Here is a 17325-nt window from a genome sequence, read left to right on the forward strand (position 1 = left end):
CCGAACTCCAGTACTTCGCCGGGAAATAACTTAGTCAGGGTTTTGGTACTGTCACCTAATGCCAGAATATCCAGCATCGTCTGCTGGCTGACATTGGCTTTTTTAAATAAACTGGACAGCACATCGCCCCGTTGTACCTGCAGGCTTGACCATTGCAGATTATCGTCAGCAGCAAACTCATCGCTAAAGTCAGCGTCGATAACTTCTGTTGCAATGTCTTCGCTAAGCTCTGGTTCATGTTGAGGAATAGCAAGGCTGTATCGTTTACCAACTTCTAAGGCATTACTGTTGCTGCTTCTGGATGCGGCCGCCTGCTCAGAGGGGAGTAACAAAATAATGGCTAAACATACCGAGACTGCAAGAATTAATGCCCGGTGTTGAGAAGGAATTTTTGCTACCAGTTGCCGCATAAGCCCCGTCATCTGTTGGAAATGGACAAAAACCGAGCATAAACGTTTTTTTTCGAAGATACCAGAGTTTTGTGCGTTTCCCCTGGCCGGAACATACTATAGAATGGCGGTTGTTGAGACAAATTTGCACTAAGTCAGGAGTTTAAAATGGCCGATTGGGCACAGGCGCTAGCTGAATTAAAACGCGGCTGCGAGGAAATCTTGCTGGAAGATGAGCTAATTGCCAAGTTAAAAACAGGCAAGCCACTGAAAGTGAAGGCTGGCTTCGATCCGACGGCACCTGATCTGCATTTAGGCCATACCGTGCTTATCAACAAATTGCGTACCTTTCAGCAGCTGGGCCATGAGGTTATTTTTCTTATAGGTGACTTCACCGGCATGATAGGCGACCCCAGTGGTAAAAATGTTACCCGCAAGCCGCTGAGTCGGGACGATGTGCTGGCTAATGCCCAAACCTATAAAGAGCAGGTTTTTAAAATTCTTGATCCGGCGAAAACCCGGGTCGCCTTCAATTCAGAATGGATGGCAGATCTTGGCGCTGCCGGCATGATCAAGCTGGCTTCCCGGCAGACAGTAGCGAGAATGCTGGAACGGGACGATTTTAAAAAACGGTTTGCTAATAATCAGTCCATTGCCATCCATGAATTTTTATATCCGCTGGTACAGGGCTGGGATTCGGTTGCACTTGAGGCGGACATCGAAATGGGCGGAACTGACCAGCGTTTTAATCTGCTGATGGGGCGCGAGCTGCAGAAAGATGAGGGGCAAAGACCGCAAACGGTCATGATGGTGCCCCTGCTGGAAGGGCTTGACGGGGTACAGAAAATGTCAAAATCGCTGGGCAATTATGTGGGAATTACTGATACCCCCACTGAAATGTTCGGCAAAATCATGTCAATTTCAGATGAATTAATGTGGCGCTATTATGACTTGCTCAGTTTCAGACCCCTGACTGAAATCGCAGCATTAAAGCAACAGATGGCCGAAGGTGCTAACCCGCGTGATATTAAGATAAGCCTGGCCAGGGAAATTATTGCTCGTTTTCATGATGAGGCAGCAGCAGAGGCGGCCCATCAGGATTTTATCCAGCGATTTAGCAAAAATGCCTTACCGGATGATATCCCGGAGCTTACCCTTTATTGTGACGACAGTGCTATGCCGATTGCCAATTTATTAAAAGATGCCGGACTGGTCGCCAGCACGTCAGAGGCGCTGCGGATGATTAAGCAGGGCGCAGTAAAATTAAATGGCGAAAGTAAAGTTGATGATAGTAAGCTGGAGATTAGTAAAGGGACGACAGCAATTTATCAGGTAGGTAAACGTAAGTTTGCCAAAGTCACTGTCAGTTAGCGCTATTCCAAAGATCTGTTGCAATCCCGCTTAAAGACCGCCAGTGTGCGGTCTTTTTCGTTTTTATCACAGCGCGCCGCTAAATTTACCAAAACCCACACCTTGCATTTTCGCATCTTTGCCCCGATGCACTACACTTGGAGAAAACATCATCAACGAGGAATGTTATGAGCCAGAATAACCCCTATGCAGATACTCTTCAGGTAGCTGATAAAGATTATCAAATCTTCAGTTTGGCAAAAGCTGCAACCCGGCATGGCACCGTTGACCGTTTACCATTCTGTTTAAAAGTGCTGCTGGAAAACCTGCTGCGTCATCTGGATGCAGACACCGTAACTGACCAGGATATTCAGACGCTCGTTGACTGGCAGAAGCATGGCCATGCCGACCGGGAAATTGCCTTTCGGCCCGCCCGGGTGCTAATGCAGGACTTTACCGGGGTTCCTGCAGTGGTTGATCTGGCTGCCATGCGCGCTGCGGTGGCAGAGCTTGGTGAAGACCCTCAGAAAATTAACCCGCTATCGCCGGTCGACCTGGTAATTGACCATTCGGTCATGGTCGATCATTTTGCCAGCGACGATGCGTTTGAGCAGAATGTGGCGATAGAAATGGAGCGCAATTTTGAGCGCTACCGATTTTTACGATGGGGGCAGCAAGCCTTTGCTAACTTTAAAGTTGTTCCACCGGGTACCGGGATCTGCCATCAGGTTAATCTTGAGTATCTGGGGCAAAGTGTCTGGGCCAGGGAAACTGACAACGGTACTGAGGCTTATCCTGATACCCTGGTGGGCACCGACTCCCACACCACGATGATCAATGCCCTGGGGGTTTTAGGCTGGGGAGTTGGAGGTATTGAAGCCGAGGCCGCTATGCTGGGGCAACCTGTATCAATGCTGATCCCGGAAGTGGTTGGCCTGGAATTTACCGGTAAGCTTGCGGCTGGCATTACCGCAACTGACTTAGTATTAACGGTAACCGAATTGCTGCGTAAACATGGCGTGGTCGGCAAGTTTGTTGAGTTCTTCGGCGACGGCCTGGATCATCTGAGCCTGGCTGACCGGGCAACAATTGCCAACATGGCCCCGGAATATGGCGCCACCTGTGGCTTTTTCCCGGTAGATCAGATTACGCTGGATTATATGGCGCTGACCGGCCGTGATGACAGTGTGATTGCCAGAGTTAAGGCATATTGTCAGGCTCAGGGGTTGTGGCGTAAACCCGGCCATCAGGCAACTTATACTGACGTACTTCACCTGGATCTGTCAAAAGTAGTGCCATCGCTGGCAGGACCAAAACGGCCACAGGATAAAGTCAGCCTCGGCGAGCTGAAACAACATTGTGACGATATGCTGGCCCTGCATCGTAAGTCGGCGTCAGAGCGCGAAGCAAAAATGGTTGAGGAAGGTGGTGGCCAGCCACAACCCAAAGACAGTGATGAACATGTTGAGCTGGACGGCGAGAACATCAAGCTTGACCATCATGCAGTAGTTATTGCTGCGATTACTTCTTGTACTAATACGTCTAATCCCAGTGTACTGATGGCTGCAGGCTTACTGGCAAAAAATGCCCTGACTAAGGGACTGAGCCGCAAACCCTGGGTGAAAAGCTCGCTGGCGCCTGGTTCTAAAGTTGTCAGCCGCTATCTGGAAAAAGCCGGATTAATGGGCCCGCTGGAACAACTGGGTTTTCATCTGGTTGGTTATGGCTGTACCACCTGTATTGGTAATTCCGGACCGCTGGCAAAACCGCTGGAACAGGCAATCAGCGACAAAAACTTAAATGTGTCAGCGGTATTGTCTGGCAATCGCAATTTTGAGGGGCGCATTCATCCACTGGTTCAGTCTAACTGGCTGGCATCTCCTCCGTTAGTGGTTGCCTTTGCATTGGCTGGCACGGTAAATATCGATTTAAGCAAAGAGCCGATTGGCGAAGGGAAAGACGGTAAACCGGTTTATCTTAAGGATATCTGGCCGGACAATCAGCAGATAGCTGACGAGGTGGCTAAAGTACAAAGCTCAATGTTTAAAAGTGAATATGCCGATGTGTTCAGCGGTGATGACACCTGGCAGAATATTGAGGTACCTAAAGAGAAAACTTACACCTGGCCTGAGTCGAGTTATATCAGGCAACCCAGTTTTTTTCAGGGCATGGGCCGGGAACCCGAACCGGTGCAGGATATCAAAGACGCCAGAGTGCTGGCGCTACTGGGCGATTCGGTGACCACTGACCACATCTCTCCGGCAGGCAGTATTAAAGCCAGTAGCCCGGCCGGACGTTATCTGAAAGAGCTTGGAATCAGTCAGGCCGACTTTAATTCTTATGGTTCCCGCCGCGGTAATCACGAAGTGATGGTGCGCGGAACTTTTGCCAATGTGCGGATCCGCAATGAAATGGTCCCTGGCACAGAAGGTGGTGTCACAGTGCATCAGCCATCTGGCGAGCAAATGGCGATTTATGATGCAGCAGAGCGTTACCGGCAGCAGCAAACGCCTCTGGTGGTGGTTGCCGGTAAGGAATATGGCACCGGGTCGTCGCGGGACTGGGCAGCTAAAGGCACATTGTTACTAGGGGTCAGGGCCGTTCTGGCTGAATCGTATGAGCGTATCCATCGCTCCAACCTTATTGGCATGGGGGTACTGCCACTGCAATTTCTGGCCGGGGTTGATCGTAAGCATCTGGAGCTGACCGGAGCAGAGACTTTTTCTATCAGTGGTTTAAATAATTTACAGCCGAAACAAAAAGTGTCGGTGATGATTACTTATGCTGATGGTGCTCAGCAGAAAATTGATATGCTGTGCCGGATAGATACCGGTAATGAGCTGGCCTACTACAAGCATGGCGGTATTTTACATTATGTACTGCGAAGGATGATTGGCAGCGCCTGACATTGGGCATCACCTGATATATCCGAAAAGCTGACAGCATGTCAGCTTTTCTGTTTAATTGCCGTGGCGGTTTTTGTGTGCTGACGACAGGCTACCACTGCCGCATTCATCTGGGCCAAATTATTCCTGGCGAAAGCCGGTGACAGATAAAAGCCCGCATCGCGGGTATAATAATGATAAAGCTGCAATGTGGCTGTTGCCGGATCGGTTTGCATTTCTGCCTGCAGTTGCTCTGCTAAGGGTTGTGGTACTGCCAGCATGTCAACCCGATCCATTATCAGCAGTGGTAACAGCTGCTGATAGTCATAAACCTGATGAACGTACTGAAAGCCGTTTTTTTGCAGATAATGCTGTTGGGGTGAGCCACGTTTAACGCCAACAGGCTGAGTTTTAATTTGTTGCTGGTGAAACATTGCTGGCTGTATTTTGGCAGCTTTAAATACAAAATAGTCATCATCTTTGGTCAGCCAGGCACTGGCTTGCAGGTAACTGTCCCTCTCCTCGGTATAACCCATCGGATAAATTAAATCTAACTGATTTTCACGGGTTAATTTTAACAGGCGATCCGTCGGCAGGCTTTGCCAGTCAATCTTTGTATTCAGCGCGCTTTCTATACAGGCAATAACTTCAGCATGGCCATAGGCCGGCTCAGGCTGGATTTTTGAGTCAACAACACTTATCCCGGGAAAGGATTGTACGACGCCGCCCTTCAACGGGGGCGGCGGGCCCGCGGTAACGGCTGCCGGAAACAACATGCTGCTGGCAACAATAAAGCCGGCGACTGATTTTGCTATAACCATAAATATCGGGCGTATTTTACTTTAATAGGAATACGGTGAAAGCTAAGTATTTACGATAACGAGGGTTTTGTCATCCTTTTAGTGACAGCCCCGGCGCTGCGCCAGGGCTGTCTGCAGATCAGAAGGTCAGATTGAGGCGGTAGCCAGACGGTGCAGCATTATCTTTTTCAGCGGTAAGCAGATAACGCTTATCAGCTTGCAGCATCAGGCTGTCCGTTTTATCCAGCAAGGTTGTACTGCCGTTTTCAGCAACATGCACCAGTGCAATACTATAGTAGTCCTTTGGCACATTTACACTTTGCTGTTTTTTAAAGTCCAGGTTTTTAATATGGTACCTGGCGGTGGCAATGGTTTCGTCCTGGCGGATAAAATAAATATGTAATCTGGTAAAGTCTGCGACTAAGTTACTGACAATGACATCGTGAGCCAGTCGTTGTGGCTTGTCACTCTCTCTGATAGCCAGCGCTTGAAGCTGATTACTTTCGGTTTGATATAACAGTACCAACTGACTTTCGCCGGCAGTAGCGGTCAGTAAGGCACTGTTGAGTAACAGCTGACCATCCGCATCACGGACAGACAGGCTGTAATCGCCTTTGCTGAGCAACTGATAATTCCCCATACTGTCCGCAGTCAGGCTGGTCATTGGGCTGTTATCCAGTGCGACCTGTACCGGTTGTGCTAAGCTGTTATACAGCCGGAACTGAGCCTGTGCATCCTGATGGGTATACCTGGCGATACTGCTCGAGTTTAAAATGACATCTACTGCCAGCTGCCCGGCAATGGGGCCGTGCTGATCACGAACCACCAGTACATAGGTATTTTCAAAAGCAAAGTTCAGGTTTTTGCCAGTAAAAAACGGGACATCGGCGCCCGGTTCAGCCAGATATATGTTGTAGCTGCCGGTCGCTTTGCGTATGGCCTCGTTGCTGATTTCGTGCAAATTCAAGCTGTCAAGCAGTGTAGCTTGGGCAAACGTTTCGGTGGTGGCGCTAAGATAAATATCCAGCTCTGGCTGATTGGCAGCCAGGTTTGTCAGATAAAGGTCAAATTCATCTTTTAGTTCTTTTTCACGTTGAAAACTCAGGCTCAGGTAATCGAACTGTTCGTCTGCACTGGTGATGATATACAGATGCTTCTGATCCGGATTCAGGGTTACCTCGTCAGAGAGCAGCGGACTGCTGCCACCTGTTTCTGTGACCTCCAGCGTGTAGCTGGCAGTATCGATTTTAATAACGTTACTGGCATCGGCAAAACGGGCGCTGCTGATACTGGTCTCACCCAGTTTTAATGTCGGGTTGGCGGTTGCTGCGGCTGCATTGTAAAACTGAACATAACTGAGTTGTTGCTCAGGCTCGTCACTACTGCCACCGCAGGCGGTAAGAAAAAGGACCGTACCGAGCGTCAGGCTGCGACTGAGTGCGGGCGTAAATGAAGCTAACCAAACGGGTAAAGCTGTTTTCATATCAGGTTCCATGCTGGTGAATTAAACCGGCACAGCCTAAGGAAATTACAGCAGGATAGCTATGCTGTTTTACTATTACAAACAGTTGGTTACTCTTAATTACACAACTCAGCAAGCCATTACAATATGTGCAGATAACCTGTTTTATAATCAGGGTAGTGCCAGTTAAAACCTGTTTGCTGCAGCCGGCCGGCACTGACCCTTTTACTGCTTCGCTCAACGATATGTTGTTTATCAGCGGTGATATCCAGCTGCTGTTGCAGAAAATCAATTACTTCACAGTACCGGGCAGGGGCCAGGTCGGCGAGATTATAGGCATTTTCAGTCACCAAACCCTGCTGGCGGCGCAGCAGTAAATGGACAATCGCCCGGGCACAATCTGATATTTCAATCCGGTTAGTATAAACGGGGTGGGGCTCGACAATCTGCCGGCCGTCTTTAGCAACTTCTAACAACATCTCGCGGCCGGGACCATAAAGGCCTGCGGGGCGCAGCATGGTGCAAGGCTGACCACTTTGCAGCCAGAAATCTTCAGCTGCGACCAGAATTCTGGCAGTACTGCGCTTGGGTAAACGCGGACTATTTTCATTAACCCATTCACCCTCTTGCTGGCCGTAGACACTGGTTGACGAGACCAGCCACAGATGAGCTTTTAGCGGCTGTTGCCTGAGCCAGGACATGGCTTGTTCAGCAATATCCAGATATGCTCGCCGGTATGCATCATCTGTCCGGTTGTCCGGGGCGACGCAAAGCACCACATCAGTTATAGGCTCCGCTATAGCAGGCCAGGGGGTCGTGGCATCGTGCTGGATAAGCTTAACCCCTGGCAGGCTCTCTGGCTGACGCCGCATGGCCACCACTGTCAGACCATGTTGCATGGCTTCTGTGGCAATCAGGCCGCCCAGATCACCCAGGCCTACTAATAACATTACCGACATTGATTACTGACCGTTATTGGTCTGGGCCGGCATGGCCGGCCAGCCCGATTTAATATGTAAATCGCGCTGGGGATACGGAATTGTAATATTATTCTCTTTAAAACTGCGCCAGATGGCGAGGTTAATATCAGAGCGTACCTCTGCCGTGCCTTTTTCCATATCAGTAATCCATACCCTGAGTTCCAGGGCAATACCACTGTCAGCAAATTCCATCAGTCGTGCTGTTGGGGCCGGCACGGTCAGGATCCGGGGGGATGCCTTGGCACATTCGAGCATCAGTGCCAGCGCCTGTTCAGGATCATCATCATAGCTGATTTGTACTTTAATAATTAACCGGACATTTGTATCGGCATAACTCCAGTTAATAACCTCTGAGGTAATCAGATTTTCGTTCGGGATCAGCGTATCGACACCTTCGCGGTTACGCACCACAACATAGCGGGCATTTAACTGCTCAACCCAGCCGAATTTATCGCCAACGGTAATAATGTCACCGGGTTTAATGGAACGGTCAAAGACCAGAATAAAGCCGCTGATAAAATTAGAAGCGATGCGCTGCAAGCCAAAGCCCAGGCCTACCCCCAAGGCACCACCGAAAACGGCGAGTGAGCTTAAATTAATTCCAACTGCATTGAGTGCAACCAGAAAGGCAATGGTAATTAACAGAAACTTACTGAATTTGGCAAAACCCACCTGCATGCTCGGGCTGATATAAGTGGAACGCTGCACCCGCTGACTGATAAGTTCAGCCAGCCAGATAGCCAGCGTAAACGCCAGGGCGATCATCAATAATAACTTGAGCACAGCCAGAACGGATATCCGGGTTTCACCTACTGTCATAGCAAGGCTGTCTAATACGGATAACAGGCCTGGCAACCAGCCGGCAAGATGCAGCAGCACGGCAAACCAGATAACACCTGCCAGCAAATTTTCAGAGGATTTTAATAAAGGATTAACATTAAAAGCTTTACGCAGGATATACACCACCAGCCTTATTACAGCCAGCGCCACCAGTACTGGCACCGCTACCGCCAGGATTTGGGTTGGCAGATTGTTCATTTCAAAAATGACTTTGACAGGAACGAGTACGGCCAGTGCCGTCAGAGGCCAGAGCAGGCGCTGCAGGCTGCGCACTGCCAGATGGCGTAAGCCGGAGTCGCGGATACTCTGTCTTTCAATCAGGTTTTGCAAACGCTGATTAGTTAAAAATGCCAGTAGTAATGCCGCCGCCAATCCCAGTAGCTGCCACCAGAAATCCAGCTGTTGCAGGGTTGTCATCACCGCTGCACTTATCTCTTTGAAGTTATCCATAATTATCCTTTAATGCAGTAACCAAAAAACCAGCGGCAAGCTTACCAGCCCCAGCAGGATCCCAACACCAATAATGCCACTGACCAGTCGTGGCGCCAGGCCTGCCATGATAGCAATTGCCCCGGCAGAGATCATCGGCGGCATGGCCGCCTGAAAAATACTGATATCAACAGCCAGGCCAGTTTGCCCGGCCCCGCGCCAGATAGCCCAGGCAAATAATGGCATCATTAACAGCTTTATTGATAGCGCTGAGACCAGTGGCGATATTTCACTCTTACTAAACCGAAAGCTTAGCTGAAAACCGACTGCTATCATGACTACCGGCACTAAAGTGGCAGCAAGGTTGTTAATCAGTGACTCGGCCAATGGCGGAAAACTAAGGTCTCTGAGCAGCAAACCGGCAACCAGAGCAAGAAAAGACGGGAAGCTGATAATTTTAATAATAATACTTTTGGCTGTTGGCTTGCTGACGTGCGGGCTGTAAATGGCAGCAATAATAGTGACATAGGTTGCCAGCGCGATAAAAGAGCCGACCTGATCGTAGATCACCGCATAGGGCATAGCTTCGCTGCCAAACAGCGCCTGGGTCATTGGAAAGCCCAGAAACGACGTATTGCCAAGTGGCAATATAATAAGCAGCGCCCCGGTAATATCGCGTGACCAGCCAAATACTTTGCTCAACACCAATATCAGTGCGACCACGATCACCAGTAACAACCAGGGAGTGACTGCCGGGATAAGCAGCGCACTGGAAAACTGCAGTAACGGGACATTTTTTAAAATCAAAGCGGGCAATGCGACGTATAAAACGTAAATATTCAGCACTATGCCACTGTTTTGAGGCATGGCGGGGAGTCGGCGTAAACCAAAGCCAATAACCAGATAGGCCAGTACCAGATAAAAATTGTCCATTACTGCTCACCTATCTGCTGCTCTTTCGCAGCTTTTGACAGCTGTTTAAGCTGATACTCCGCCTTGCTGGCTGTTGCCCGGTCGGCCATCGGTTTTTGATAAACCAGCTGCAGTGGCCCTTTACCTCTTAAGGCTTTGGCTCCGCCACTAAGCTCGCCATTATGCTGGCGTAAGCGTCTGATCGGGTCGGTACTGATGCCGGTGTAGAGCTGGCCACCGGCAGTACGGACCATATAAACAAACCAGGGGGCTGCTGTCATGATGCTGAATATCTTGTTTTGCGTGTTTCTGTTATAATCGCGCTTTTATCAGCCATTGCTATACAACGGGCACAGGCGCAGTCAGGATCATTCATGTCGTTTCAATCTTTAGGGCTGGCAGAGCCTATTTTACGGGTGCTAACCGAACAGGGGTATACCGAAGCCACGCCGGTACAACAGCACAGTATTCCGCTTATTCGCTCCGGTAAAGATGTCTTAGCCGGCGCTCAAACCGGAACAGGTAAAACGGCAGCATTTACTTTACCATTGCTGCAGCACTTGCTCAATGCACCTAAACAGTTAACTGCCGGCCAGGTCAGGATATTAGTACTGACACCCACCCGTGAGTTGGCACAGCAGGTTTATGACAGCGTGCTGACTTACAGCCGTCATGTTATTTGCCGCAGTGCGGTATTTTATGGCGGTGTGTCGATCCGCCCTCAATACGATGATGCTGAACGGGGGCTGGATATTCTGGTCGCCACCCCCGGCAGGCTGATAGATCATTTGCATCAGCAAACAGTTGATTTAAGTCAGCTGGAAGTGTTGGTGCTGGATGAAGCCGATCGGATGCTGGATATGGGCTTTGTAGTTGATATTAAGCGCATTATGGCCAAGCTACCGGCAAAAAGACAAACCCTGCTGTTTTCAGCGACCTATTCCAACGATATCAAGCAACTGGCTGATGAGCTGTTAAATAATCCGGTGCTGGTAGAGGTGGCTGCCGCCAATGCGACAGCAGACAGAGTAACCCAGCAGGTCTATCTGGTTGATAAGCACCGCAAGCGCGAGATGCTGTCGCATTTAATCGGCGCCCGTAACTGGCCGCAAGTGCTGGTATTTGTCCGCACCAAGCATGGTGCTGATCGTCTGGCGAAGCAACTGCAAAAAGATGGCTTAAAAACGGCTGCCATTCATGGCGATAAAAGTCAGGGAGCGCGCACCAAAGCACTAGCTGACTTCAAAGCTGGTGCAGTCAGAGTGTTGGTGGCAACCGATATTGCTGCCCGTGGTCTGGATATCAGCGAATTACCTTATGTGGTTAATTACGATTTACCGCAGGTAGCGGAAGACTATGTCCACCGGATTGGCCGTACCGGCCGGGCCGGCATGAGTGGCATAGCGGTAACTCTGGTCACGCCGGAAGATTTAGGCGCATTGCAAGATATTGAAAAGTTAACCCAGCAGGTGCTAAGCACCGAAATCGTACCCGGCTACGAGCACGACCCCAGTTACCAGGCGCCGAACGAAGCGGTTTCCCGCAAACCCGGCCAGCGGCCAGGACGTAACGACGGCGCTGCCAAACGCCAGGCACAGGGCAAGTTAAAAGCCAAACTCAGGGCCAAGGCGCTCGGTAAGGCTTAGCTGCGATACAGGGTTTTAATCAGGTGAAAACCAAACTGGGTTTTTATAGGGCCGTGTACTTCCAGCACGGCCCGTTTAAATACCACATCGTCAAATGCTTTAACCATCTGGCCTTTGCGAAACTCGCCTAAATCCCCGCCTTTTTTGCCTGATGGACACAAAGAGTGTTGTTTCGCCAGTTTGCCAAAATCGGCACCTCTGGCCAGTTGTTGCTTTAGTTTTTCTGCCTCTTCCCGTGTTTTAACCAGTATGTGCAACGCGCAGGCTTTCATAATTAAACAGCTCAGTTACATTTAATATCGTTAAGTGTAGTGTGTACAAGACTGATTTTAAAGATTTATTAATGATAATAGTCCTTTTTCCCCGCCCTGATTTGTCACTAAAAGCGTCGTAAGACATATTGTTTTACAATTTGTAAGCAGACTGCAAAATACGGGCTGTTATACTTTAACAGGTCACGACACTTGGGATATGGAATTATGAAAAAACTGATATCAACTATACTGATTGCCGGTATTTTAGCAGTGACTGGTAACCCCAGTTTTGCCGCTGAGGATGATAAAACACTTCAGGGTGAAGAAGTCAGGTTGCGCTCTTATCTGTATGCTGCAGACTATGACAGTATGATGGCACTGGTACAAAAACAGCAATTTGCTGAAGCATTCCCGGAGATTATGCGCTTTGCCCGTTATGGCGAGAAATACGCGCAGTATCTGGCAGGTCTGTTGATGGTTACCGGCGAGGATGTGCCCGTAAATGTCGAGGAAGGTCTGGTTTGGATGCGATTGTCGCTCGAGCAGGAAACCCGTGACTGGGAGCGTCGTTACAATGAGATAATCAAGAATCTCACTCAGGCACAGCTCGACTCGCTTAATCCGCTTTATGAAGAGTTTAAGCGGAAATACGGGGCTGACAACCAGTTTATGCGCTGTGGCTATGAGCGGTTAAAAGGGTCAAATATGCGCACCCATACCTGCCGTAAGAACCTGATGATGAATGAATATTACACTGTAGTTGAGTACAAAGACGGGAACTGAGGCTGAGTAACAGACAAACAGTGTACTAACCAGACAAAGGGAGCATTTCGCTCCCTTTTGTCATTGTCAGACTGGCTGTTGCTGAGTAATACAGTGAATATTGCCGCCACCGAGCAAAATTTCCCGGCCGGGTACGGTTACCACCTGATGATCCGGATAAAGCTGCTGTAATATGTCAGCGGCAACTTTATCATTAGGGTCGTCAAAGGTCGGCATAATCAGCCCGCCATTACACAAATAAAAGTTAATGTAAGAGCCGGCAAGCCGGGCATCAGCTTCACGCGGCGTAGCGTTTAACGTTGCATCAACGGTGGCGTATTCATCTGCTGTGGCGATAATCGGTTTAGGTAATGGCAGTTTATGCACTTTAATGCTGCGGCCTTTGGCATCAACGCTGGCTTCCAGATAGTCCAGTGCTGCTTTGCTGCGAGCATACTGTGGGTCACTCTGATCATCTGTCCAGGCCAGAACCACTTCGCCAGGTTTGACAAAGCAGGCCATATTATCAACGTGACCGTCAGTTTCGTCGTTAAAAATACCTTCTTTTAACCATAATACTTTGCTGATGCCCAGGTACTGCATCAGGATTTCTTCAATCTGACCGCGGTTTAAATGGGGGTTACGATTGGCGTTAAGTAAACACTCTTCGGTGGTTAATAATGTACCCTCACCATCAACGTGAATGGCGCCACCTTCCAGTACAAAGCCTTCTGTGCGGTAGCGGGGCAGATGTTCAATACTCAGAATTTTACCGGCAACCTGATCGTCATGATGCCAGGGGAAATATAAGCCGCCATTCAGGCCACCCCAGGCATTAAACGTCCAGTCAATACCCCGCACCTCTCCCTTGCCATTCCTGACAAACGTAGGGCCGGTGTCGCGGCACCAGGCATCGTTATTTGACATTTCCACCACACGCACCGGATACAGCGCGCCGGCTTTGCTCAGCTGCGCCTCTGCATTGGCATACTGCGCAGCTGACACACCTACTGTGACCGGTTCAAAACGGGCGATGGCAGCAATAACGGCGCAGAACGCCTGTTGCGCTGGTTTTGCCCCCATGCGCCAGCTGTCGGTGCGCTCAGGCCATACCATCCAGGTTTGTTTGTGCTCTGCCCACTCGGCAGGCATGAAAAAACCGTCGTGTTTAGGTGTCGTTGGCAATAAACGGCTCACTTGCTGTTCTCCGGATTTACTTTGCCATCTTTGGTCAGGATAGTATCGTAAATATCAATCCGGCGGTCACGAAACAGCCCCCACGCCCGCCGGTCAGCGGCCACTTTATCTAAATCGAAGGTGTGCACCAGCACAGCTTCATCAGTCTCATTAGCTTCCTGCACCTTGGCGCCGCTGCCGTCAGCAATAAACGAGCTGCCATAAAAGGTGATCTGATAGTCACCTTCGGTTTCAGTGCCAATCCGGTTTGATGCTATCAGTGGCATTAAATTCGCCGCAGCATGACCTTGCTGGGTACGTTGCCAGTGATCCCGCGAGTTAATGGTCGCATCATGCGGCTCGCTGCCAATTGCCGTTGGATAAAACAGCAATTCAGCACCCATCAGAGCCATGCTGCGGGCCGTTTCCGGAAACCACTGATCCCAGCAAATACCGACACCAATTTTGGCATAGCGGGTTTGCCAGACTTTAAAGCCGGTGTCACCGGGAGTGAAGTAATATTTTTCGCTGTAACCCGGGCCGTCAGGAATATGGCTTTTGCGGTATGTTCCCAGGTTTGCACCGTCAGCATCAATAATCACCACGCTGTTGTACATACAGTTACCTGCCCGCTCGTAAATGCTGATGGGTAATACAACACTAAGCTCTTTGGCAATTTTCATAAAATGGTTAACTGCCGGGTTTTCTTCGACAGTTGTGGCAAACTCCAGATAGCTTGGTTTTTGCTTCTGACAAAAATAGTTACGTTCAAACAGTTCCTGCAGCAGAATAATCTGTGCGCCTTTAGCGGCAGCGTCGCGCACCAGCTTTTCACCACGAGCGATGTTTTCTTCAACATTCCAGCCGCCCACCATTTGAGTAGCAGCAACGGTTACATTACGCATCAGTTATCTCCAGCAGAAGGTTAAAACCAACAGGCTAGCACTCATTAGAATACTTGCCAAACAGGGCGCGCAAAATGCCGTATTTTTGTGCTGTCGTCAACGCTTTTATCAGAAAAAATTCAGCCGTTGGCGCAGTGCCTTCGGTGCCAGCTTATGCAGCAATTTACTATCCTTACAGACCTGATAATTTGTCTGTACAGTATATGCTAACAGCATGCGCTGGGTATTCAGAAGAAGATGATGGCCTTATCCTGAACAGAGCAGCTGTAGCGGTGGTAAGATAAAGTGTCATCAGCCAATGCGGTGAGTCATTACCATGATAGACGAAGGTGGGATAACCACTGTCCAGTTAAAACCTGAAAAATGAGGTTTACTGGCAACCTGATTTGAAATAAATAGTACTATAGCGCCACTTAGCAAAAGGAAGGTTACTGATAGTGAGTAGTAACACGATAGAACAATTTGATATCAGCATTGTCGGTGGTGGTATGGTGGGCGCAGCGGCTGCGCTGGCGCTCAGCCAGGCTGGTTTACACGTCGCGTTGATTGAAAAGCAAGCGCCTGCCGATTTTCAACCGGAAAGTGCGCCGGATTTGCGGGTTTCGTCAATTAATCTGGCAAGTGAAGCCTGGTTAACAAAGCTTGGCTGCTGGCAGTCATTGCAGAAAATGAGGCTATGCCCCTATCAACGTTTGCAGGCATTTGAGCAGCCAGCCAGTGTGGTAAGCTTTGATGCCGCAGAGATTAAACGTAGTCATCTTGGCCATATCGTCGAGAATAATGTCCTGCAACTGGCGCTGTGGCAACAGTTTCCGGCTAACCTGACACTGTTTTGCCCGTCTTCGGTTACAGCACTTAGCCAAGCTGAAGAAAGTGCCTTATTAACGCTCGATAATGGCAAACAGCTTAACAGCAAATTAGTGATTGCTGCTGATGGCGGCAATTCACATTTGCGCCGGCTGGCAGGCATAGGTACTAATGGCTGGCAGTACCAGCAGGCTTGCTTAGTGGCACTGGTTAATACACCTTATCCGCAGCAAAATGTCACCTGGCAGCAGTTTACCCCGGATGGTCCGAAAGCCTTTTTACCGCTGCCGGGCCAGCAAGGCTCAGTGGTCTGGTATGACAACGCACCCAGGGTAAAACAGCTGGCCGCGCTTAAACCTGCGCAACTTAGCGCAGAACTGTTAAAAGCTTTCCCTGCGCAGCTGGGTAAGGTAGAAGTGGTAGCCAGCAGCTGGTTTCCATTAGCCCGGATGGATGCCAACCGCTATTATTCAGGCAGGGTAGTGCTGGCAGGTGATGCCGCCCATACCATCAATCCGTTAGCGGGGCAGGGGGTAAACCTGGGCTTTGCCGACGCAAAGCTGCTGACAGAGTTGATTATTAACGCCCACCAGCAACAGCGTGATATTGGCACTGCTGATTTACTGAAAGCTTATCAGCGCAAACGTAAGCCGGCTAATTTGCTGATGATGAGTACGATGGATGGCTTTTATCAGCTGTTTGGCAATGATATCGCCCCGCTTCGCAACCTGCGACAGTTGGCATTAAGTTTAACCGCGCGTAGTGCTACGCTAAAAATACTGGTAGCGCGCTACGCTGTGGGTTCTGAATAGACTTAGCTCACCGATACGGTTGCAACACCTACAGTGCTCGCCACAGCAACTCGTCCTTGTGCCTGCGGCAGGACGCAGACACTCTGTGGCTGTGCGCTGCAGGGTTCCAACCTCATCTGTAAAGCAGGTTAGAACTCTTTTTGCGCAGCCATAGAGTGTCTGACCGAGTGCGAAGCGCGAGCGACAAACTCGTCGGGAACGAGTTTGAACAGCTTTAGCTGGCCCAGGGGGTGTAGGGCAGGATGCCCGAAATAGTTGCTGTGGCGAGCACAAAAGATGTTGTAACCGGCAGCATTGAGTCAGGACTAACACAAAGCAAAAACCCAGCCTAGGCTGGGTTTTCTGAATATGGCAGGGGCGCCAGGATTCGAACCTGGGCATGGCGGGATCAAAACCCGCTGCCTTACCGCTTGGCTACGCCCCTAAAATAATGATGGCAGTTCAGATAAACACAAGGAGAGATAGAATCCACTGCCTGAGTTAATGGCAGGGGCGCCAGGATTCGAACCTGGGCATGGCGGGATCAAAACCCGCTGCCTTACCGCTTGGCTACGCCCCTGCAGAAACTGCTTACTTACTTAGTATGGTGCGGAAAGAGAGACTCGAACTCTCACGCCTCGCGGCGCTGGAACCTAAATCCAGTGCGTCTACCAATTCCGCCATTTCCGCATACACAGGCAAATTAAGTGGTGGCTACAGCGGGAATCGAACCTGCGACCCCAGCATTATGAGTGCTGTGCTCTAACCAGCTGAGCTATGTAGCCACGTTAACTTGTCCTAAGCAAGTGGCGCGTATTATGCTGATCTGACATATTAGCGTCAACCGTTTTTTTGCGTTTCGTGCCCAGCATGGGCGTGTTTGCTGTTTTTATACGCAAATATGCCGGTGAATATAAAACGGTAATCCAGATTAACC

14 protein-coding genes, 4 tRNA genes and 1 pseudogene are annotated in these 17325 nt (G+C 49.7%); 5 read left to right on the forward strand and 14 right to left on the reverse strand.

The features are described 5' to 3' along the window. Positions 1 to 410 (reverse strand): annotated as a pseudogene (locus R3177_RS03625) (peptidase M23); the annotation flags it as partial. 147 nt (positions 411 to 557) lie between these two features. Here R3177_RS03625 and tyrS point away from each other — a divergent pair. Then, positions 558 to 1760, forward strand: coding sequence for a tyrosine--tRNA ligase (gene tyrS / locus R3177_RS03630; RefSeq protein ID WP_318969678.1), 1203 nt, complete (start codon positions 558 to 560; stop codon positions 1758 to 1760). A gap of 167 nt (positions 1761 to 1927) precedes the next feature. Next, on the forward strand, positions 1928 to 4645 hold the full coding sequence (gene acnA / locus R3177_RS03635) for an aconitate hydratase AcnA (RefSeq protein ID WP_318969679.1): 2718 nt from the start codon (positions 1928 to 1930) through the stop codon (positions 4643 to 4645). 41 nt (positions 4646 to 4686) lie between these two features. Here the strand turns inward: acnA and R3177_RS03640 are convergent, their stop codons facing one another. The 6 genes from R3177_RS03640 to R3177_RS03665 all read right to left on the reverse strand — a co-directional run bounded on the left by R3177_RS03640 (position 4687) and on the right by R3177_RS03665 (position 10328). Then, entirely contained in the window at positions 4687 to 5445 is a 759-nt protein-coding gene (locus R3177_RS03640) for a transporter substrate-binding domain-containing protein (RefSeq protein WP_318969680.1), read from the reverse strand. A gap of 118 nt (positions 5446 to 5563) precedes the next feature. Continuing rightward, the gene (locus tag R3177_RS03645) at positions 5564 to 6907 is read right to left on the reverse strand and encodes a DUF4397 domain-containing protein (protein ID WP_318969681.1); all 1344 of its coding nucleotides are present in this window, start codon (positions 6905 to 6907) and stop codon (positions 5564 to 5566) included. A gap of 119 nt (positions 6908 to 7026) precedes the next feature. Then, positions 7027 to 7845 carry an NAD(P)H-binding protein gene (locus R3177_RS03650; RefSeq protein ID WP_318969682.1) on the reverse strand — a complete coding sequence of 273 codons (819 nt, stop codon included), beginning with the start codon at positions 7843 to 7845 and terminating at the stop codon, positions 7027 to 7029. Between the two features lie 3 nt (positions 7846 to 7848). Continuing rightward, entirely contained in the window at positions 7849 to 9156 is a 1308-nt protein-coding gene (locus R3177_RS03655) for a mechanosensitive ion channel family protein (RefSeq protein WP_318969683.1), read from the reverse strand. Between the two features lie 9 nt (positions 9157 to 9165). Next, positions 9166 to 10068, reverse strand: coding sequence for an AEC family transporter (locus R3177_RS03660; RefSeq protein ID WP_318969684.1), 903 nt, complete (start codon positions 10066 to 10068; stop codon positions 9166 to 9168). Next, positions 10068 to 10328: a GIY-YIG nuclease family protein gene (locus tag R3177_RS03665; RefSeq protein WP_318969685.1), complete on the reverse strand. Its 261-nt coding sequence runs from the start codon at positions 10326 to 10328 to the stop codon at positions 10068 to 10070. Before R3177_RS03665 ends, R3177_RS03660 begins: the two co-directional genes overlap by 1 nt. 93 nt (positions 10329 to 10421) lie before the next feature. Here R3177_RS03665 and R3177_RS03670 point away from each other — a divergent pair, with 93 nt between their 5' ends. Beyond that, entirely contained in the window at positions 10422 to 11693 is a 1272-nt protein-coding gene (locus tag R3177_RS03670; protein WP_318969686.1) for a DEAD/DEAH box helicase, read from the forward strand. Here R3177_RS03670 and ppiC read toward each other — a convergent pair. After that, positions 11690 to 11965 (reverse strand): peptidylprolyl isomerase PpiC, encoded by a 276-nt coding sequence (ppiC, locus tag R3177_RS03675; RefSeq protein ID WP_318969687.1) that lies wholly within the window; start codon positions 11963 to 11965, stop codon positions 11690 to 11692. The genes R3177_RS03670 and ppiC overlap by 4 nt on opposite strands. Positions 11966 to 12172: 207 nt before the next feature. Here ppiC and R3177_RS03680 point away from each other — a divergent pair, with 207 nt between their 5' ends. Next, positions 12173 to 12730 (forward strand): hypothetical protein, encoded by a 558-nt coding sequence (locus tag R3177_RS03680; protein ID WP_318969688.1) that lies wholly within the window; start codon positions 12173 to 12175, stop codon positions 12728 to 12730. A 66-nt stretch (positions 12731 to 12796) separates the two neighbouring features. On the opposite strand, the gene aguA is transcribed toward R3177_RS03680, so the two are convergent. Together aguA and aguB are read right to left on the reverse strand one after the other, a co-directional pair. After that, positions 12797 to 13906, reverse strand: coding sequence for an agmatine deiminase (aguA, locus tag R3177_RS03685; protein ID WP_318969689.1), 1110 nt, complete (start codon positions 13904 to 13906; stop codon positions 12797 to 12799). Next, positions 13903 to 14793, reverse strand: coding sequence for an N-carbamoylputrescine amidase (aguB, locus tag R3177_RS03690; protein WP_318969704.1), 891 nt, complete (start codon positions 14791 to 14793; stop codon positions 13903 to 13905). Before aguB ends, aguA begins: the two co-directional genes overlap by 4 nt. 434 nt (positions 14794 to 15227) lie before the next feature. Between aguB and R3177_RS03695 the strand changes: the two genes are divergently transcribed. Continuing rightward, positions 15228 to 16409, forward strand: a complete 1182-nt coding sequence (locus tag R3177_RS03695; RefSeq protein WP_318969690.1) for an FAD-dependent oxidoreductase — start codon at positions 15228 to 15230, stop codon at positions 16407 to 16409. Positions 16410 to 16758: 349 nt separating this feature from the next. On the opposite strand, the gene R3177_RS03700 is transcribed toward R3177_RS03695, so the two are convergent. From R3177_RS03700 to R3177_RS03715, 4 genes are all read right to left on the reverse strand, one after another. Then, positions 16759 to 16833, reverse strand: a tRNA-Gln gene (locus R3177_RS03700). A gap of 60 nt (positions 16834 to 16893) precedes the next feature. Then, a tRNA-Gln gene (locus tag R3177_RS03705) sits at positions 16894 to 16968 on the reverse strand. Positions 16969 to 16993: 25 nt separating this feature from the next. Further along, positions 16994 to 17078 (reverse strand) — tRNA-Leu (locus tag R3177_RS03710). An 18-nt stretch (positions 17079 to 17096) separates the two neighbouring features. Beyond that, positions 17097 to 17173, reverse strand: a tRNA-Met gene (locus R3177_RS03715). Between the last annotated feature and the right edge of the window lie 152 nt (positions 17174 to 17325).

It is taken from the genome of Arsukibacterium sp. (genome assembly GCF_033722355.1).
Lineage (GTDB): Bacteria > Pseudomonadota > Gammaproteobacteria > Enterobacterales > Alteromonadaceae > Alishewanella.